This window comes from Sphingobium sp. CR2-8, assembly GCF_035818615.1.
In the GTDB taxonomy this organism is placed as follows: Bacteria; Pseudomonadota; Alphaproteobacteria; order Sphingomonadales; family Sphingomonadaceae; genus Sphingobium.
The window spans coordinates 7501-26909 of sequence record NZ_JAYKZY010000001.1; the positions used below are offsets into that span (position 1 = coordinate 7501).

Here is a 19409-nt window from a genome sequence, read left to right on the forward strand (position 1 = left end):
AGGCGGATCGCCAGTTCGTCCCACAGCCGATCATCGGACCAGTCTTCGACTTTTTCATCCAATGCGACTTGCACATAATAGCGGCTGCGGGTGGCCGATCGCATCGAAGCCAATGCGAAACCCCGTTCGTGATTGGCGTAGATCAGCTCGTGATTGCACGGCGGCACGTCGGCCAAGATGCCGAGCCAGCCGAACGGATAGACTTTCTCATAGCTACCAGCGACCGAGGCAGGGATCGCTTTGCGCGAGGGACCGTGGAATCCGTCGCAACCGCACAGAAATTCCGCATCGATGCAATGGGTCGCCCCATCCTTGTTGTAGCTAAGATAGGGTGCGTCGCTATCGACATCATGCAGGGTCACATCGGACGCCTCATATATGACCTGAAGGCCGCGTTCCGGGGCGGCGTCCATCAGATCGCGGGTCACTTCGGTCTGGCCATAGACCATGACCCGGTGACCCGTCAGCGCTTCGATATCGATCCGGATCAGACGTTCGCCATCGGCCAGGTGGAACCCGTCATGCGGCAACCCTTCCGCATGCATGCGTGCGCCCAGGCCCAATTGGTCCATCAGGTCGGTCGTGGTCCGCTCCAGGACACCGGCGCGAATACGGCCCAGAACATAGTCTGGGGACGCCCGTTCCACAACGACGGCATCGATCCCCTCCGCACGCAACAGATGCCCCAGCATCAACCCAGCGGGGCCGGCCCCGACGATAGCAACCTGCGTCTTCATGACGATCCTCTCTCACGCATATTTGCGAGAGATCATGCTGTGCTGGCGCTTCATTGGACATGGTCGGACCATCCTTTTGCTTGGACGATTCAACCGGCCCTGTCGGAAGATTGCTATGCATCATCGTTCCCGGGTCCGGAAAAGATGGATAATCCAGCCTTCTTTCAGGCGGCAGGGACCGTCACGACGCTGTCGGGCGCATCACGCAGCCGCAGATACAGCTTGCCATCCTGTGGCGCAGGCGCGTTGAGCGCCGACCCGGTATAGCCATTGGCCACCTGCGCGGCCTGCTCCAGCGTCGGCGTCGCCCCGACCGCGTCGATCAGGAAGAGGTCGCGCCCCTTGATCGTGCAGCCAGCATCCTTCCCTTCGCAGGCCACGCCCTCGATCTGGGGCAACCGCGCCAGTGTCACCAGCGGCCGCCAGTCGCTGGCCTCGCCGCCGCGCATCAGTCGGAACCGCAAAGGCCCGAACAGCGAAGGTGCCATCGTCTTGGCGTCCAGTGTCGCCACCATCACCTTGGGGCTTTCCAGCCTTAGCCCATCGGCAGAAGTCAGGCGGACAGCCGCGCTATCGTCGGCGGGCGCGACCTCGATCGCGTCGTTTGCGCTGAGCGTCGTCCCCTCGCCCGCGCGTATCGAGAAGACGAGCCGACCATTGTCCGGAAGGAGATTGTCGCCATGGAGCGCCAGCGCCCTGCCATTGGCAGGTGGCGCACCAAGGCTGATATCCTTGCTGAGCAAACTCACCTGCGGGCGAGCGGGCGCAACCCTCAGGCTCAGGCTTACGCTGCGTCCGTCGCGCAGCTTGATCCGCGCCGTCGCTTCGCTGCCCGCCTCGGCGGCCACGCCCTCCCCCTGCCCGACCAGCCGCAGCCGATCTACCGCGCCGTCCCGCGTCAGGCCGTCAGGGCGCAGTGACAGGCCGCCGACTTCCACGCTTTCCACCTGGTCCAGCCGTTGCCCCGACAGCAACGCCGTCTTGTCTCCCGCATGCAGCAACAGCCCGTCCAGCCGACTTGCCTGCGCATAGCTGCGCAGGGCAATAGCGGACGGTTGCGCCACGCCCTGATATTTGATGTCGATGCTGAGCGCGCCTGGCTTGCGGTCGGCCAACGGCACGGTCAGCGCCAATGCGTCGCGGCCCTGGACTTTCCATGCCACCGGGCGGGGCGCCCCGTCCCCCTGCCGCATGGTGACGCTTTCGACGCAGGCGGGCGCACCGCCCTTCAACACCAGGCCATTGTCGCGCCCGACCACCAGTGCGGACGTTTCGCCATCGACCGTCCATGTGCCTGCGTCGGGCATCTGCATGGTAAAGTCCGGCCCGTCGAACCGATCGAATCCCCAGCGGCCATAAAGATGCCCTTCAACCGTACCCTTGAAGGTCGGCGGCAATGCGCCGCCCGTCAGCACATAGCCGCCCCGGTCGGCGCGCGCCTCCACCGGCAGTTCGACGGTTTCGCCCGAAGCCGCTTTCAATACCAATTTCACGTCGCGCGCATAATCGGTCGAGAAAATCAGCGGCGCCCCTTCGACGGGCAAGACCGTGCCCGCGCGCGCCGCGCAGATCGGCGCATCCCCGCCCCGGCGAAGGCGCGGCGGACTGTCCGCCTCGATCGACGGCATGGCGACGACCATGACCGACTTGGGCTTTTGGAAAGAGGGCGCCGCGTTGAGCAGCAGGGATATGCCATCGGCCTTGCGCACGCTCAACGTGGGCAGATAGTCGAATTGCGGACTGCTGAACGCACCGAATATCTTGGCGATGTCGCGCACCACCCCGATATAGGCGCTGTAATAGCCATAGCCCGCCTCCCGCGTGGCGCTCAATTGCAATGCCAGATCGGTCGGCGCGCCGGTCAATGTCTCGGCGATGGAACTGCTATGGACGTCGGCCAGCACCAACGTCTCACGATTGTTGAGCAGACAGGCGGCCTGCATTTCGACCACCTTGGACAGGCAATCTTCATTCAGTTTCATCGACAGGCTGCGCGCCAGCGTCGGCGCGACGCTGCGCAAAAATTCGGGATGACTATTTTCCTGCGCCTTGATCGCCGACATGAAGGCGTCCAGCCGCGAACGGTCGAGCGAAGCCTGGTTCAGATCCTGCGTCGCGCGTACGAATTCACCCGGCTTCCCGCGCACCGCGTCGGACAGCACGCCTTCCGCCCCGCCCGTGTCCGGCACCAGGAACAACACCATCTGCCGCGCGCCCTTCGGCACGGTCAGCACCAGCGCCTTGTCCTTGTCCTTCTTCTTCCATGTTTCGGCGAACTGGACCCAATCCTTAGGCGGCGGATTGGTCGCGCCGCGCAGAAAGGCGGACACGAGAATGAAGCGCGCGCCCTGGTCGCTGGGCAGGTCCGCCTCGATCGAGAGCCGGTCGCCTTCGGAAAGACTGGGCACCTGCGCGATCGGCAGGCTCTGCTCGCCGCGCATCACCAGTATATCGAGCGCAGGGCCGGACAGTTCGAAGGGGGCAGGTTCCGCCGCGCCAAGGGACGCAGGCATCAGCAGCGACAGCATCAACGTGCCCAGGCCCACGCGGGCGGTTCGGATCATCCTGCCGGTGGGCAAAGGCATCATGTGACTGTCCAGCTTCATATCGGTGACCCTTTAGACCATTCGCACCCAGGCTGGAACCGCGCAAACCGATCGTCGTTTCACAGCGTCGCCAGCCCCGCACCAGCGCCAGATGTGTAGAGCCATGCGGCATGTCCCACGATAGTGACCGAAATGGGGATTGGCCATTTCGGGGTGGATATCAACGCCGCGATCCGGCGCATCTGCCTTTTCGACCATCATCCCTTCGGTGAAACAGTGCAAATTCGATTGCATAGGATGGTGCCGGTGATAGGCTAAAGTCTTGTGGGAACTGCGGATACCGAACGCGATACATTGATCGCCGCATTGGCCCGCGTGGCCCAGCAGGATCGTGTCGCGCTTCGCCAGGTCTATGACATGACATCCGCGAAACTTTTCGGCGTCTGCCTCCGTATCTCTTCCGACCGGGAAGCTGCGGAGGATATCTTGCAGGACGTCTACGTGAAAATTTGGAGCCGTGCCGACAGGTTCGACGCCACGCGTGCCAGTCCGATCACCTGGCTTTGCGCCATCGCGCGCAACACCGCAATCGATTGGCGCCGCTCGGTCCGCGGGCCTGCCACGCTGCCGCAGGAATCCGCTGCCCTCGTCGCGGACGATGCGCCAGCGGCGGACGTGGTGATCGAACGCGACCAGGCACGGGCCAGCATGATGATGTGCCTGGATCAGCTTGAAGAAAGGCAGCGTTTTTCGATCCGCGCGGCCTTTCTCGACGGACTGACCTATGCGCAACTGGCCGACCATATGGCGGTTCCCCTGGGCACCATGAAGAGCTGGATCCGGCGGGGCATGCAACGGCTCAAAGAGTGCCTTGGCGATGGTTGACGCGCCGCTGAGCCGCGAAGAGCGCGACGCCTTGACCGCCGAACTCGCGCTGGGCCTGCTCGATCATGCTGAACGAGCGACGGCGCTGCGCCGCCTGATGGCTGATCCTGGCTTTGCGCCGGAGCAGATCGACGCTTGGCACGAACGGCTGGCGCCTCTTTACGATGACTATAGGCCAGTGCCTGCGCCGCATTCGCTATGGACCGGCATCCAGGCGCGCATTGCCGAACCCTTTGCGGAACGCGACACCGTCATGCGGCGATTGCGCCTGTGGCGAGGCACCAGCGTGGCTGCAAGCACGATAGCCGCGTCGCTCGCGCTGATGTTGCTGTTCCGTCCAACACCGCCCGTATCCGATCCGCCCCTTGCCCAAAGCGCGCCGGTGGCTATTGCACAGATGACCGGGACGCCCGCTGGCCCGGTCATTCTGGCCCGCTATGATCGGGTCACCGGCCAGCTTGTCCTGCGGCCATCCGGCATGGAGACTAGCCCTCTGACGCCCGAACTTTGGGTCATTCCGGCCGATGGGAAGCCTCGTTCGCTCGGCCTGATAGCGGGCGGCAGCGACAGCCGGGTCTTCGTGGATACGCCCTTGCGCACGCTCATGCAGGAGGGTGCGACCCTGGCCGTCACGATGGAGTCTGCCTCCGACGCCCCGCATGCCGCCCCCAGTTCCGCGCCTGTCGCCGTCGGCAAAATTTCTTTGATCTGATCTGCGTCCATTGCGCGTGCGTTTCCGTAACTAGACCGCGCCCATGAAAGGACGCGAGAGATAGGAAGGAAGCCTCATGACAAGCAGCCTGACAAAATTTGCGGTGTCGATAGCCGGAGCGATGCTGATCGCGGGCGGTGCTCCTGCGATGGCCAAGAACCCGATGGTCGGCGGCGCAGCGATGTATCCAACCAAGGATATCATCGATAACGCCGTCAATTCGAAGGATCACACCACCCTGGTCGCCGCGGTCAAAGCGGCCGGCCTGGTCGATACGCTCAAGGGCAAGGGGCCGTTCACCGTATTCGCGCCGACCAATGCCGCCTTTGCCAAACTGCCGGCTGGCACCGTCGACACTTTGCTGAAGCCGGAAAACAAGGCGACGCTGACCAAGATACTGACCTATCATGTCGTCGCCGGCCGCCTGAGCGCGAGCGACATCGCCGCGAAAGCGAAGGCCAATGGCGGCAAAGCTATATTGACCACCGTTCAGGGTGAGAAACTGACTGCGTGGGAGAAGAACGGCGCCTGGTATCTGACGGACGCCAAGGGCGGCTCATCGAAGATAACCATCGCCAACGTGATGCAGTCCAATGGCGTCATTCATGTCGTCGATACGGTGCTCATGCCCTGACCCGATCGACCCTGTGAATTTTTGGACTGCAGGAAGTCCGCCGGCCCTTAACTGACCGGCGGGCTTCCTTTTTGCCTGTCGATACCATGCGGATCGCCCAGTTTAAGAGCGGCACGACGTGTCGGCGGTAATGTTACTCGGTCAGACCGTAGGTGTACCACCTCGCCCGCAAAGCGCCCTGCCGCCATTCCGCCCACTGTCGCGCGCGGGTGAATGGCTGCCCGTACCACGAACGGACCGGCGCAACCGGCTAAAACTGACCAAAATTGCAGGATTTGCTGACAATCGAGGCAGACGCATCAAGGTCGCGGATGTACGGACTTGCAGCAGGGTTTACGCGGTGAAGCTAAGTCCATAGATGGACGATCCACCATGTCGATCGCGCCCGTCCCCAGCTTCTATCTCTACGGCGAACCACAGCGCTGCGTGGCGGAAGGGTTTGTGCATGTGGAAAGTCTCGATGATCGATCGCGTCCCAGCGAATGGACGATCCGCCCGCATGTCCATCGCGACCTCAACCATATCATCCTGATTGCGCAAGGCGGCGGCGCGATGCAGGCGGAAGCGGCGCAGGTGCATTTCGAGGCCCCGTGCCTGCTGCTGATACCTGCCGGGATCGTCCATGGCTTTACCTGGCACCGGGAATCGCGCGGCCATGTGACCACCATCGCCAATTCCTATCTGCGCCATCTCATCGCCCGCGATTCGGATCTGACGCCTTTGCTCGCCCATCCCCATGCCGTCCCCCTTCCACCCGCAGACTGTGCGGCGGCGGAAGACAGCATCGCTCGCATGGCGCAGGAATTGGGCTGGTCCGGCCCCGGCCAGCGGGCCGCCGTGGAATCCGCGCTGCTGCTGCTGATGGTCATTGCGTTGCGCCATGCGACGATCGTGACGGACACCCCCCGCCCCGGCACCGCCCGCCAGGCGGCCCTGGTCGCCCGGCTGCGCGAGCGGATCGAACAACGCTTTCGCCAACGCGAACCGGTGGCGACACATGCCCGCGCGCTGGGCACCAGTCCTACCGCCCTACGTCAAGCCTGCGCCAGCGTAGCGGGTAGTTCGCCCGCGCAGATGCTGGACGACCGCGCCCTGCTGGAGGCGCGCCGCCTGCTGCTCTATTCCCAGCTCTCGGTCACGGACATCGCCTACGCCGTCGGCTTTGAAGATCCGGCCTATTTCTCGCGCTTCTTCGCTCGCCACATCGGCCAGCCGCCCAGCGTCTGGCGCGCCGCGCGAGAGGCGTTGACGCCACCCGGTCCGCCTCTACATAGCCACGCATGACAGCGGACAAGCTCACCGACCTGCTCGTGGCCCGCCTGGTCCGCGACCATGGCAAAAGCAAACATCACTGGCGCAAGGTGGTCGGCAAGCTGCGGCTCTACAGCCCCGCCACGCACCCGCATTGCAACTGGAACGCCATGCCGACCGGCAGCGTCCAGGATGTCGCGCTGATCGAAAGCCTGCTCGACGATCTGCGCATGACGCACCCGTTGTTGAGCGCCTGACTTGAGCAGCACGGCGACATAAAACTGTTCCCCGGCCACAAACACAAGAAAAAAGGGCGCAGCAGAATTTCCGCCACGCCCTTCCTGCGACCCCGAAGGGATTCCCGATCAACCCGCCAGCTGCTGCTCCAGCTCGCCCAGTACGCGATAGCAATCGAACACCTTGGCGACGCTGCTGTTGGGATCGCGGCCTTCGCGGATCGCGCTGATGAACTCGCGGTCCTGCAATTCTATGCCGTTCATCGACACGGCGACCTTCGATACGTCGATCGCCTCTTCCTTGCCGTTCACCAGATCGTCGTAACGCGCGATATAGGTGTCGGTGTCGCCGATATAGCGGAAGAAGGTGCCGAGCGGCCCGTCATTGTTGAACGACAGCGATAGGGTGCAGATCGCACCCGTCTCGCTCTTCAACTGGATCGACATATCCATCGCGATGCCAAGATCGGGGTGGATCGGCCCCTGCAACGCATGCGCCTCCACGATCTTGCCCGCCTGATAGGCGAACAGGTCGACCGTATGCGCGGCATGGTGCCACAGCAGATGGTCGGTCCAGGACCGCGGCTCGCCCTTCGCATTGATATTCTTGCGACGGAAGAAATAGGTCTGCACGTCCATCTGCTGGACGTTGAACTCGCCCGCCTTGATGCGGTTATGGACATACTGATGCGACGGGTTGAAGCGGCGGGTATGGCCGACCATGCAGGTCAGGCCGGTTTCCTTCTGCTTGGCCAGCACCGCCTGCGCATCGGCCCAACTGTCGGCCAACGGAATTTCCACCTCGACATGCTTGCCCGCGTCCATGCAGGCGATCGCCTGCGCCGCGTGCATCTGCGTGGGCGTACACAGGATCACCGCGTCCACGTCATCGCGCGCCAGCGTCTCATCGAGGTCGGTCGTCACATGGCCGATGCCATATTTCTCCGCCACCTTCTTCGTGGCCTCCAGTTCGCGACCAATGATCGACGTGACGGTCACGCCGTCGATATTCTTCAGGCCATCAAGATGCTTTTCGCCAAAGGCACCGGCGCCAGCCAGGGCAATACGCATGATTGCAACTCCATACTAAAAGCCCCTCCCCTTTTGGGGGAGGGGTTGGGGTGGGGGAGCGCGGCAAAACGCAGCATCCGCTCCCCGATGAATTATTCCGCCGCGATTCTCGTCACCGTATCGCTGCCGGTCATGTCCAGCCCTTCGCCATTATCCGGGCGCAGCACCATATGACCGATCGCGGTGTTGGAGCAGGGCACATGATAATGGCGGTGCAGTGCGCGCGTATTCTTGCCCAGCGCCCCGCGCATCACCAGCCACATCACCATTTCGATGCCTTCGCTGCCGGTTTCGCGCAGATATTCGATGTGCGGAATGCGGCGCAGATGGTCGCGGTCGCCGACCAGTCCGTCCAGGAAGCGATTGTCCCATTCCTTGTTGATCAGCCCCGCGCGCGGTCCCTGCAACTGGTGGCTCATGCCGCCCGTGCCCCAGATCTGGACGTTCAGATCTTCGGGGAAGCTCTCGACCGCTTTGCGCACCGCCTCGCCCAGCGCCCAGCAGCGATTGCCCGACGGCGGCGGGTAGGTGACGACGTTGACGGCCAGCGGCACGACCTTGCACGGCCAGGCGTCCGGCTTGCCGAACATCATGGACAGCGGCACGGTCAGCCCATGGTCGACGTCCATCTCGTTGATGATGGTCATGTCGAATTCGTCCAGCACCAGGCTCTGCGCAATATGCCAGGCGAGGTCGGGATGCCCCTCCACGTCCGGCACCGCGCGCGGCCCCCAGCCTTCGTCAGCCGACTTGTAGCGCTCGCCACAACCGATCGCGAAGGTCGGGATGATCTTCATGTCGAAGGCCGACGCATGGTCGTTATAGACCAGGATCACGACATCGGGCTTTTCGGCCTTCTCCCATTCCCGCGTCCAGTCATATCCCGCGAAGATCGGCCCGAAATAATCGTCGCGATCCTTGTTGAAGTCCGACGCCACGCCCAGCAGCGGCACATGGCTCGACGCCACGCCAGCGGTAATCCGCGCCATTTCAGCAATCCTCTTTCTTGGCGGCGGCTGCCGCTTCATTGGCCTTGATCGACCGCTGGCCTTCGGGCGAGCGGCCGCCTCGCATCATCATTTCCCGATATTCTGGGAATGGCATGTCGGTCATGGTGCTGACCGCCTCGGCAAAGGGGATGCCGTCGGTCGAAAACAGTTTCGCCAGGAAATAGACGTTGCCGCCCAGGTCCAGGCAGCGATTATAATCGCGTGTCAGCATCGCTTCCTTCTGATCGTCGGTCAGCGGCCATTCGTCCATATAGGCGCGTTCGTCCGCCTTGAACTTCGCGCGATTCTCGTCCTTCATCAGGCTCATCGCGAACTGGTTCATATGATAGCCCTGCCGCGCGCGCTTGGCGGTGAAAACGCGAGTGCCGGGAATATCCTCCATCTCGGCCAGATATTCATGGATATCCTGATGCTTGGGATCTTCTGTTATCATAGTCCCCTCTCCTTCAATTGGGCATCCAGGCGCGGGAAGACGCGACGGGCATTGCCCGCGAAGATCGCGGCGCGCTCCTCGTCACTAATCTCCAGCGCATCGACATAGCGTTTGGTGTCGTCAAAATAATGGCCCGTAGTCGGGTCGATGCCACGCACCGCGCCGACCATTTCCGACCCGAACAATATGTTCTTATTCTCGATCACGTCCGCCAGCAGGTCCACGCCCGGCTGATGATAGACGCAGGTGTCGAAGAAGATATTGTTCATCAGATGCGTCGACAGGTCGGGCTTCTTGAGCATGTCGGCCAGCCCACGATAGCGCCCCCAATGATAGGGCACCGCGCCGCCGCCATGCGGGATGATGAAGCGCAGCGTCGGGAAATCCTTGAACAGGTCGCCTTCCAGCAATTGCATGAAGGCGATCGTGTCGGCCGCGATATAATAGCCGCCGGTCGCGTGCATCGCCGGATTGCAGCTGCCCGACACATGGATCATCGCGGGCACGTCCAGCTCCACCATCTTCTCGTAGAAGGGATACCAATATTTGTCGGTCAGCGGCGGATGGGTGAAATGCCCGCCGCCCGGATCGGGATTGAGGTTGCAGCCGATAAAGCCCAGTTCGGTGACGCAGCGCTCCAACTCTGCGATGCTGTTGCGCATGTCGGCCTTGGGCGACTGCGGCAACATGCATACGCCGACGAAGGTTTCGGGGAACATCGCCACCACCCGCGCGATCAGGTCGTTGCAGCGGATCGCCCATTCCTTCGCCATCGCCTCGTCGCCGACATGCGGCGCCATCGCGGACGCGCGCGGGGAAAAGATGGTCAGGTCCGCGCCGCGCTCCTTGATGAGGCGCAACTGGTTCGCCTCGATCGTCTCGCGAATTTCCGCGTCGCTGATGTCGGGATAGGGCGGACACGCCGTCCCCGCCTTGAACGCGGCCTTCTGCTCTTCGCGCCAGGCGTCATGCCCTTTGGGCAGGACGGTATAATGACCATGGCAATCGATAATCAGGCTCATCGCGTCTCTTTCCTCAACCCTTATCCATCACCCCAGCGAAGGCTGGGGTCTCAGGCGACAGCATGCTACGCTCGCCCCAAAAACTCCGTCATCACCGCCTTTGCGGGAATGCCATCGGAAGAAATCACCCCGATCTTCGCGCCCAGCCCTTCCGGCGGCGTCTTCACGCCCAGCGCGCCGATCGCCGCCTGCCGCGCCACCGTGCCGCGCGTCATCGCCGCGCCCGTGCCCAGGCCGTCCAGCGTCTTGACCACTTCCTCCATCTCGGCCGCGCGGCGCGTGCCATGCACCAGCATCCGGTCGAGATTATAATCCGCCCGCACGCCCCACGGTTTCGCCTTCTCGCTGGCATCCAGCGACGCCAGCACCTCGTCCAGCACGTCGGCCGCTTCCGCCGCCAGCATGCATTCGGCGGTCAGCGCTTCGATCCCTTTCACCATCACCGACCGGATCATCTTGATCGAGGAGGCCCGCCCCACGTCCACGCCGACGACGCGCGTCTTGCCAAAGCCCAGCGCGCGCAACCGCGCCTCGGCATCCTCGGCCCGCGCACCGCTCAACAGCAACGGTACGTTGAGCCGCGCAGGATCGACCGGCGCCATCACCGCTACATCGACATAATGGCCCCCGGCCGACTCGACCAATGTGGCCGCGGCCTGCTTGGTCTGTGGCGCAACGCTGTTCATGTCGCAGAAGACCGTTCCCGGCGCGATCCGCGTCGCGGCGTCGCGCGCTACCGCCAGCGCCTGGTCCGCGGTCACCAGCGACAGGATCATCGGCACGCCGCGTACAGCATCGCCCAGCCGGTCGCACCAGGCGACGTCCATCTGCGCCATGATGTTGGCCCGCGCGGAATCACGATCATGCGCCCGCGCCCGACGCCCCCACGCGCCGGCTGCCGCGAATGTGCTGCCCGCCTCGCCAAATCCGATCAGGAGAATGTCGGTCGTCATGGCGGAACTCTGCCCAACCCGGCCCAAAACGACAAATCGGATCAGGTGCCCGGCCATTAGCTGGCGCTAAACATCGTTCAACCGTCAACCCCGCGACACCGCCTTCAGATCGTCCATGAATTCGCCCTGCACCGTGGTCGGGCGCCACGACGCCCGCGTGGTCACACCGATCGCCCGGCTGGCGGGCGATACAGGCGTATCGATCCGGCACAGCCATCCCGCCTCCAGCTCCACCGTCACCTGATCCGGCGACAGCAGCGTCAGGAAGTCGTTGTCGATCAGCAATTGACGGATCGTCATGACCGATCCCGACTCGATCGGCACCACCGGCAAAGCGATACCCTGCGCGCTGAACAACGCCTCCCAGCTTTCGCGCAACGGCGCGCCCGACGCGGCGATGATCCATGGATAGCGCGCCAGATCAGCCATTACAGGCTGCGTCCCCGCCAGCGGATGCCCCGCCCGCGCGATCACCACCGGCAGATCATCGAACAACGCCGCCTGCTCGAAATCCGCCTCCAGTAGCGGCTGGCGCAGCGCCCCCACCATCATGTCGATCGCCCCGTTGCGCAGCGGCTCGATCAGTTCGGTGCGCGACCCTTCCAATATGGTGATCCGCACCCCCGGCCGCCGCCGCAGGAAGCGCGAAACGGCAGCGGGCAACACCCGCGCCCGCGACAAGGGCATCGCGCCGATCACGATGCTGCGCGTCTCATACCCTTTCAGCGCCGCCAGTTCCGCCAGCGCCGCGACCAGTTCCACCCGCGCGAGGCGAAAGGCGCGCGCCATCCGCACCCCCGCCTCGGTCAGCATCACCACCTTGCCTTGCCGCCGCACCAATGGCCGCCGCAGCGACAATCCCAGGTCGTTGACCGCGCGATGCAGCGAGGGAATGGACAAACCCGTCAGCAGGCTTGCCGCCGGATAGCTGCCCGCATCCGCCAGCGCGATCAGCGCGCGGAACCGCGCCATCGTCACATGCGGGCTGGCGATATGGTCCAACGCCGCGCGAAAGCGCGGTACCAGCAGCGCGCCCGCGTCAGTCACCGTCATCCCATCATGCCGCCGGTCGAACAACGGCGCGTCCAGCATCGCTTCGAACCGCGCCAGCGCCTGGGTTATCGCTGGTTGCGTCAGGCTGACCGCCGCAGCCGCCGCATTCATCGTTCCCCGCTCGGCAATTTCCACGGTCGCGCGCAAATGCCGCAGATTGATATCGGTCCAGTCCACGATGCCATATTTAGTGAAAACTAATGGCTTGGCCAGATTTCCTTTTTGCCCTTTGCGCACGAAGGGTCCAGCCAGCAACCTGTCTCGCGCCGCCCGAACATTAACTTGGTCCGGGCGCGCACCGTCATCAAAGGAGAAGGTCAGCATGTCCGGCATCGTTGTCCAGAATATCGAGCGGGCGGACCTCTCCGTCGTCGACGGCCTCGCCCAATGCGGCGTCGCCACCGTGCATGAAGCGCAGGGCCGCACCGGCCTGCTCGCCTCGTACATGCGCCCGATCTACACCGGCGCGCGCATCGCCGGCAATGCCGTCACCATCTCCGCCGCGCCCGGCGACAATTGGATGATCCATGTCGCGATCGAGCAACTCAGGGAAGGCGACGTCCTCCTCCTCGCCCCCACCAGCCCCTGCACCGACGGCTATTTCGGCGACCTGCTCGCCACATCGGCGCAGGCACGCGGCTGCCGCGGGCTCATCATCGACGCGGGCGTGCGCGACGTGCGCGACCTGACCCAAATGCACTTCCCCGTCTGGTCGAAGGCGGTCCACGCCCAGGGCACGGTCAAGAATACGATCGGGTCGGTGAACGTGCCGGTGGTCTGCGCCAATGCGCTGGTCCATCCGGGCGATGTCGTGATCGCCGACGATGACGGCGTCTGCATCGTGCCCCGCGCCGACGCAGCATCGGTCCTTGAAAAGGCGCAGGCCCGTGAAGCCGCCGAAGAAGCCAAGCGCGTCCGCCTGGCCGCCGGCGAACTCGGCCTCGACATCTACAATATGCGCCCGCGCCTGGAAGAGATGGGCCTGAAATATGTATAAATCACGCCTCCCTCGCCTGTTCGGTTCGAGCTTGTCGAGAACCCAGCGCACCGTTCTCGACAAGCTCGAACAGAACGGAGGTGGGAAATGAGCGCCCATGCTTCCGCCCCCGTCCTGTGGATGCGCGGCGGCACCTCCAAGGGTGGCTATTTCCTGGCCGAGGACCTGCCCACCGACACAGCCGCCCGCGACGCCTTCCTGCTGCGCGTCATGGGCTCCCCCGACCCGCGCCAGATCGACGGCATGGGCGGCGCCGATCCGCTGACCAGCAAGGTCGCGGTCGTGAAGACATCGACACGGGACGGCGTGGATATCAACTATCTCTTCCTCCAGGTCTTCGTGGATCAGGCTATCGTCAGCGACGCCCAGAATTGCGGCAATATCCTGGCCGGGATCGGCCCCTTCGCCATCGAACGCGGCCTCGTCGCCGGGCAAGACGGCGAGACCCGCGTCGCCATCTTCATGGAAAATACCGGGCAAATCGCCATCGCCACGGTCCAGACGCCCGATGGCAAGGTCCGCTATGACGGCGACGCGAAGATCGACGGCGTGCCCGGCAGCGCCGCCCCCATCCCGCTGGAGTTCCGCGACACCGCCGGTTCTTCCTGCGGCGCGCTCCTCCCCACCGGCAACGCCTTTGACGAGGTGGAGGGCGTGCGTGTCACCCTGATCGACAATGGCATGCCCTGCGTGGTGATGAAGGCGGAAGATGTCGGCGTCACCGGCTATGAAGACCGCGACACGCTCGACAAGGACAGCGACTTGAAAGCGCGCATCGAGAAAATCCGTCTCGCCGTTGGCGAGCGGATGAATTTGGGCGACGTGAAAGAAAAATCGGTGCCCAAGATGATGCTGGTCGCCCCGCCCCGCAATGGCGGCACGGTCACGGTGCGCAGCTTCATCCCGCATCGCGCCCACGCCTCCATCGGCGTATTGGGCGCGGTCAGCGTCGCCACCGCCTGCCTGATCGAAGGCTCGCCCGCTTTAGAGGTCGCCTCCATCCCCGACGGCAATCGCAAGACGCTCTCGGTCGAACATCCCACCGGCGAAACCACCTGCGTCATGGACCTGGACGACAGCGGCGCCGTCATCAGCGCCGCCATGCTCCGCACCGCCCGCAAACTGATGGACGGCATCGTTTTTGCATAACCCGTTCGGCCCTTCGACAAGCTCAGGAGAGCCTGTCGAAGCCCCGCACTTTTCTTCTAGCAAAAATTGCCCTTCGACATTTGAACGAGACAAGTGGCTCGTTCAAACAGGGCGAACGGAGTTTAGGACATGACCCGCATCACCTCATGGCACGGCGCCCCGTCCAAGCCGCTCTATACCCCGCCCCCCGGCGCGATCGACGCCCACTGCCACGTCTTCGGCCCGATGGCGGATTTCCCCTTCAGCGCCAAGGCGAAATATCTCCCAGAAGACGCCGGACCTGACAAACTTTTCGCCCTGCGCGATCATCTGGGCTTCGCCCGCAACGTCATCGTGCAGGCGAGCTGCCATGGCACCGACAATAGCGCCACGCTGGACGCCATCGCCAAATCCGACGGCAAGGCGCGCGGCGTCGCGGTGGTCGATCCCGCGATCTCCGACGCCGACCTCGCCGCCCTGCATGACGGCGGCATTCGCGGCATCCGTTTCAATTTCCTCAAGCGCCTTGTCGATGACGCGCCCAAGGATAAATTCCTCGACGTCGCCAAACGCCTGCCTGCTGGCTGGCATGTCGTCATCTATTTCGAAGCCGACATTCTGGAAGAATTGCGCCCCTTCATGGACGCGATCCCCGTGCCTCTGGTGATCGACCATATGGGCCGCCCTGACGTGACACAGGGCCCGGACGGCGCCGACATGCAGGCCTTCCGCGCCTTCCTGGAAAGCCGCGACGACATCTGGTTCAAGGCCACCTGCCCCGACCGCCTCGATCCGACAGGCGATCCGTGGAACGCCTTCGCCGACGCGGTCGCCCCGCTGGTCGCCGACTATCCGGATCGCGTCCTGTGGGGCACCGACTGGCCGCACCCCAATATGCAGGACGACATTCCGGACGACGGCCATCTGGTCGATATGATCCCCCGCATCGCCCCGACCACCGAGCTGCAACGCAAGCTGCTGATCGACAATCCCATGCGCCTTTATTGGCCGGAGGAAATGAGCGGCTAGACCTTCACCGAACAGCGAAAGCGACAGTTGACCACGATCGCGAAAAGGCTATGATGGCCTTTCAGAGATCGTGGTCTGGCGGCTAACAAGCAGCTAGTCTGCACCAGATAAGGGCGACGCTACGGCGTCGCCTTTTTTGCATCCGGCGCCATTCAGAGATCGCAGTCCGACAGCAACTAGCTATGATTCAGATTGCTGATTCAGCAATATGGTTTGGCCAGTTGGATGGGTGGTGCATCCGCATACAGCACCACCCATATCGTAAGTAGCAGACGGGATTTGCGGATGCCCTTCGTCACTCTTGATACCATCTTCAATAGCGACAGCCAGATCAATGTCAATGCCATAGCTAATGATTATTAAATCAGCCAATCTGGATGCTATGCATATTGCTTCGTTTTCGGCACGATGCACATATGGATCGGACGGGGGTATGATGAAAATACAGACAAGACTTGGCCTGGATCTGGGCACCAACAGCCTGGGCTGGTGCCTCTACACCCTCGACGCGCACGGCAATGCCAACGGCATAAAGGGTATCGGCGTCCGTATCTTCAGCGATGGCCGTCATCCCATTTCGAAGGACTCGCTTGCCGTCGAACGCCGCAATGCGCGGGCCATGCGGCGGCGGCGCGATCGCTATCTGCAACGCCGCTCCGCCCTGCTGGCTGCCCTGATCGTCCATGGCCTGATGCCGCAGGATGCCGCCCAGGCGCGGGCGCTGGTCGGTCTCGACCCCTATGACCTGCGTGTCCGCGCGCTGACTGACAAACTGCACCCCCATGAAATCGGCCGCGCGCTGTTTCATCTCAACCAGCGCCGCGGCTTCAAGAGCAATCGCAAGGCCGACCGCCGCACCAGCGACAAGGACGCCGGCGTCGTCAAGCAGGCCGAGATCGAACTGGACCGCGCCATGGCGGAGGCTGGGGCGGACACGCTGGGCCAGTTTCTCCATGGCCTGGCAACCAAGCGGGTCAGGATGGCGGCCGACGGCAGCGGCTATGATTTCTATCCGCAACGCCGCCATTATGAATATGAATTCGATTCCATATGGGCGGCGCAGGCGGTTCATCATCCTGCACTGCTGAACGAAACCGCCCGCGCCCATATCCGCAGCATCATCTTTCGCCAGCGCCCTCTGGCAGCCCAAAAGGTCGGCCAATGTACGTTCCTGGAAGAAGAGCGCCTGCCAAAGGCGCACCCTCTCTTCCAGGAACGTCGCCTTTATGAAGAGGTGAACCAGCTGCGCATTCGCGAGAGCGGCGAAGAACGCCCGCTCAGCCGCGACCAATGCGACACCGTCATCCTGGCCCTGAAATCGAAAAAGAAGATCAGTTTCGAAACCCTGCGCAAGCGCGTCCTGAAACTGTCCGACGACGCGCGGTTCAACAAGGAAAGCGAAGCGCGCAAGGAGTTGCTGGGCGACGAGATCCATGTTGCCATGAGCCATGCGAGCCGCTTTGGCGGGCGGTGGGGGGATTTCCCCGAAGACGCGCGCTGGCAGATCATTCGCCAGGTCATGGAGGAGGAAAGTCACGACGCCCTGCTCGGATGGCTACAATCCCAATGGTTTGTGGACGAAGCCACCGCGCAGGCGATCGCGGCGGTCCATCTGCCCGAAGGCCATGGCCGCCTGGGCGAAACCGCCTCCCGCCTGATCCTTACCGAACTCAAGCGGGACGTGATCGACTATGACGAAGCGGTGCGGCGCCATGCCGACCTGCTGGGCCATCATTCGGATCGACGGCCCGAAGAGGGGCGCGACACCCTCCCCTATTATGGCGAAATCCTGGACCGCGACCTGAAACCGGGGAGTAACGATCCGGCCGATCCGCCCGAAATCCGTTTCGGCCGGATCAGCAACCCGACCGTCCATATCGGCCTTAACCAGGTGAAGGCGGTGATCAACGACATCATCGCCGTTCATGGCCGACCCGACCAGATCGTCGTGGAAATCGCGCGCGAGTTGAAACAGAATGACAAGCAGCGCGAAGCCGCCAACAAAAGGATCGCCGCCAACACGCGCGCGGCCGAAGAGCGATCGAAAATCCTGCGGGATCACGGAATCGAGGATAATGGCGCCAACCGCATGCGGCTACGCCTGTGGCAGGAACTCAGCCCCGCCAGCGTCATGGATCGCTATTGCCCCTATTGCGGTACGCTGGGCAAGACCATCGGCATCCGTCAGCTCTTCCACAGCAGCGAAGTCGATATCGACCATATCCTGCCCTATTCCCGCACGCTGGACGACGGCCCGGCCAACAAGGTCGTCGTCCATACCGCCTGCAACCGGCAGAAGGGGAACCAGACCCCCCATGAAAAATGGGGCCATGATCCCGATCGCTGGGACGCGATATTGGACCAGGTGTCGCGCCTGCATAGCGCCAAGCAGTGGCGCTTCCTGCCCAACGCCATGGACCGCTTCGACAAGGAGGGCGGCTTTGCCGAACGCCAGCTCAAGGACACGCAATATCTGTCGGTGCTGGCGGGCAAATATCTGGGCAGCCTCTACGGCCGCGACGAAGGACGTCGCGTCTATGTGATCCCGGGGCAGATGACGTCGATGCTGCGGCGCATATGGGGCCTCAATTCCATCCTCGGCGATCATAATCAGGTCGTGAACAAGCATAGCGATGCGCCCAAGAACCGGCTCGACCACCGCCATCACGCGCTGGACGCTGCGGTCACGGGCGTCACGACCCATGCCCTGATCCAGAGGATCGCGGCCGCCGCCGGCCGTGCGGAGCAGGATAATCTGGATCGCCTTTTCACCGATCTGGAACATCCCTGGCCCGGCTTTCGCGATGCGCTGAAGGCGGCGCTCGACAGGACGGTGGTCAGCCATCGCCCCGACCACGGATTGAAGCCCAAGGCGGCATTGCACCAATCCGCCCCGCCGCACATGACTGCGGGCGCGCTCCACAATGATACCGCTTATGGTTTTACGGGTCAGGTCAACGCCAATGGCGTGCCGATGGTCGTGCATCGCGTGGCGATCGGGTCGATCAAGCCGGAACATCTGATCGACGGCGGCACGGGCCGCAGTCCCGCCTGGATCGTCGATGACGCGCTGCGCAAAGCCCTGGCCGTCGCAACCCATGGGAAGGCCGACAAGACGGCCTTCGCTCATGCCATCCGCGCCTTCGCCAAGACCCATCCGCAATTCCAGGGCATCCGTGGCGCGCGCATCATCGAAGGACTGAACCTGATCCCGGTCCGCGATCGAACCGGCAAAGTCTATAAAGGCTATAAGGGCGATTCCAATTATCGATACGACATATGGGAAATGCCCGACGGCAAATGGGTGACAAGCTGGAAGGACGCGCAGGGCCAGACGCAATCGGGCACCCTATCGATGTTCGACATGCACCAAACCGGTGAGGAACGTCGCCCCCACCCCGCCGCGCGAAAGGTCTTGAGCCTGCATCGCAACGACGTGCTCGCCTTCGATCGCGGCAGCGGGCGCGAATTGATGCGCGTGGTCAAATTTTCACCTGCCCAGCTTGCGCTCGCCCCGCTGCATGAAGCCCATGTCGATGCGCGCAGCCGGGACAAGGAATCGGGCTTCCGCTACACCCTCCCCGCCCCGTCCCGGCTGAAGGAATGGCAGGCGCGACAGGTTATCGTGGATGCCTTGGGCCGGGTCCGCGACCCCGGCTTTCCGGCGCGCACGGCCCGCCGCAAGACAGGGGCACAACCCTGATCCGGCCTT

17 protein-coding genes (1 of these 17 running past the window's edge) are annotated in these 19409 nt (G+C 63.3%); 9 read left to right on the top strand and 8 right to left on the bottom strand.

All coding sequences use genetic code 11. The features are described from left to right. Together pobA and U5A82_RS00045 are read right to left on the bottom strand one after the other, a co-directional pair. Positions 1-737, bottom strand: the 5' portion of a protein-coding gene (pobA, locus tag U5A82_RS00040) for a 4-hydroxybenzoate 3-monooxygenase (RefSeq protein WP_326287702.1). The gene continues 433 nt to the left of window position 1, outside the view; the window shows 737 of its 1170 coding nt (coding positions 1-737); it begins with the start codon at positions 735-737; its stop codon lies off the left edge, out of view. A gap of 164 nt (positions 738-901) precedes the next feature. Next, on the bottom strand, positions 902-3322 hold the full coding sequence (locus tag U5A82_RS00045; RefSeq protein WP_326288749.1) for a hypothetical protein: 2421 nt from the start codon (positions 3320-3322) through the stop codon (positions 902-904). A 315-nt stretch (positions 3323-3637) separates the two neighbouring features. Between U5A82_RS00045 and U5A82_RS00050 the strand changes: the two genes are divergently transcribed. The 5 genes from U5A82_RS00050 (at position 3638) to U5A82_RS00070 (ending at position 7022) form a co-directional block, all read left to right on the top strand. Next, the gene (locus tag U5A82_RS00050; RefSeq protein WP_326287703.1) at positions 3638-4168 is read left to right on the top strand and encodes a sigma-70 family RNA polymerase sigma factor; all 531 of its coding nucleotides are present in this window, start codon (positions 3638-3640) and stop codon (positions 4166-4168) included. Beyond that, on the top strand, positions 4161-4880 hold the full coding sequence (locus U5A82_RS00055) for an anti-sigma factor (protein WP_326287705.1): 720 nt from the start codon (positions 4161-4163) through the stop codon (positions 4878-4880). The genes U5A82_RS00050 and U5A82_RS00055 overlap by 8 nt, the downstream gene beginning before the upstream one ends. A gap of 76 nt (positions 4881-4956) precedes the next feature. Then, positions 4957-5514 carry a fasciclin domain-containing protein gene (locus U5A82_RS00060; protein ID WP_326287706.1) on the top strand — a complete coding sequence of 186 codons (558 nt, stop codon included), beginning with the start codon at positions 4957-4959 and terminating at the stop codon, positions 5512-5514. 372 nt (positions 5515-5886) lie between these two features. Beyond that, positions 5887-6798: a helix-turn-helix domain-containing protein gene (locus U5A82_RS00065; protein WP_326287707.1), complete on the top strand. Its 912-nt coding sequence runs from the start codon at positions 5887-5889 to the stop codon at positions 6796-6798. Next, on the top strand, positions 6795-7022 hold the full coding sequence (locus U5A82_RS00070; RefSeq protein WP_326287708.1) for a hypothetical protein: 228 nt from the start codon (positions 6795-6797) through the stop codon (positions 7020-7022). The genes U5A82_RS00065 and U5A82_RS00070 overlap by 4 nt, the downstream gene beginning before the upstream one ends. Before the next feature lie 108 nt (positions 7023-7130). Here U5A82_RS00070 and U5A82_RS00075 read toward each other — a convergent pair whose 3' ends face one another. From U5A82_RS00075 to U5A82_RS00100, 6 genes are all read right to left on the bottom strand, one after another. Further along, positions 7131-8072, bottom strand: coding sequence for a Gfo/Idh/MocA family oxidoreductase (locus U5A82_RS00075; RefSeq protein ID WP_326287709.1), 942 nt, complete (start codon positions 8070-8072; stop codon positions 7131-7133). 92 nt (positions 8073-8164) lie between these two features. Next, positions 8165-9061, bottom strand: coding sequence for a class III extradiol dioxygenase subunit beta (locus tag U5A82_RS00080; RefSeq protein ID WP_326287711.1), 897 nt, complete (start codon positions 9059-9061; stop codon positions 8165-8167). 1 nt (position 9062) lies between these two features. Continuing rightward, complete coding sequence (gene ligA / locus U5A82_RS00085; RefSeq protein ID WP_326287713.1) at positions 9063-9515, bottom strand: protocatechuate 4,5-dioxygenase subunit alpha; 453 nt, start codon at positions 9513-9515, stop codon at positions 9063-9065. After that, positions 9512-10537 (bottom strand): amidohydrolase family protein, encoded by a 1026-nt coding sequence (locus U5A82_RS00090; RefSeq protein ID WP_326287714.1) that lies wholly within the window; start codon positions 10535-10537, stop codon positions 9512-9514. Before U5A82_RS00090 ends, ligA begins: the two co-directional genes overlap by 4 nt. A 65-nt stretch (positions 10538-10602) precedes the next feature. Continuing rightward, positions 10603-11490 carry an NAD(P)-dependent oxidoreductase gene (locus U5A82_RS00095; RefSeq protein WP_326287715.1) on the bottom strand — a complete coding sequence of 296 codons (888 nt, stop codon included), beginning with the start codon at positions 11488-11490 and terminating at the stop codon, positions 10603-10605. 84 nt (positions 11491-11574) lie between these two features. Further along, on the bottom strand, positions 11575-12780 hold the full coding sequence (locus U5A82_RS00100) for a LysR substrate-binding domain-containing protein (RefSeq protein ID WP_473964815.1): 1206 nt from the start codon (positions 12778-12780) through the stop codon (positions 11575-11577). A gap of 85 nt (positions 12781-12865) precedes the next feature. Here U5A82_RS00100 and ligK point away from each other — a divergent pair, with 85 nt between their 5' ends. From ligK to cas9, 4 genes are all read left to right on the top strand, one after another. Continuing rightward, positions 12866-13540 carry a 4-carboxy-4-hydroxy-2-oxoadipate aldolase/oxaloacetate decarboxylase gene (gene ligK, locus U5A82_RS00105; protein WP_326287717.1) on the top strand — a complete coding sequence of 225 codons (675 nt, stop codon included), beginning with the start codon at positions 12866-12868 and terminating at the stop codon, positions 13538-13540. An 87-nt stretch (positions 13541-13627) separates the two neighbouring features. Continuing rightward, complete coding sequence (locus U5A82_RS00110) at positions 13628-14689, top strand: 4-oxalomesaconate tautomerase (RefSeq protein WP_326287718.1); 1062 nt, start codon at positions 13628-13630, stop codon at positions 14687-14689. Between the two features lie 129 nt (positions 14690-14818). Continuing rightward, positions 14819-15697, top strand: coding sequence for an amidohydrolase family protein (locus tag U5A82_RS00115; RefSeq protein ID WP_326287720.1), 879 nt, complete (start codon positions 14819-14821; stop codon positions 15695-15697). A 433-nt stretch (positions 15698-16130) separates the two neighbouring features. Then, positions 16131-19400 (top strand): type II CRISPR RNA-guided endonuclease Cas9, encoded by a 3270-nt coding sequence (cas9, locus tag U5A82_RS00120; protein ID WP_326287722.1) that lies wholly within the window; start codon positions 16131-16133, stop codon positions 19398-19400. The last annotated feature ends 9 nt before the right edge of the window (positions 19401-19409 follow it).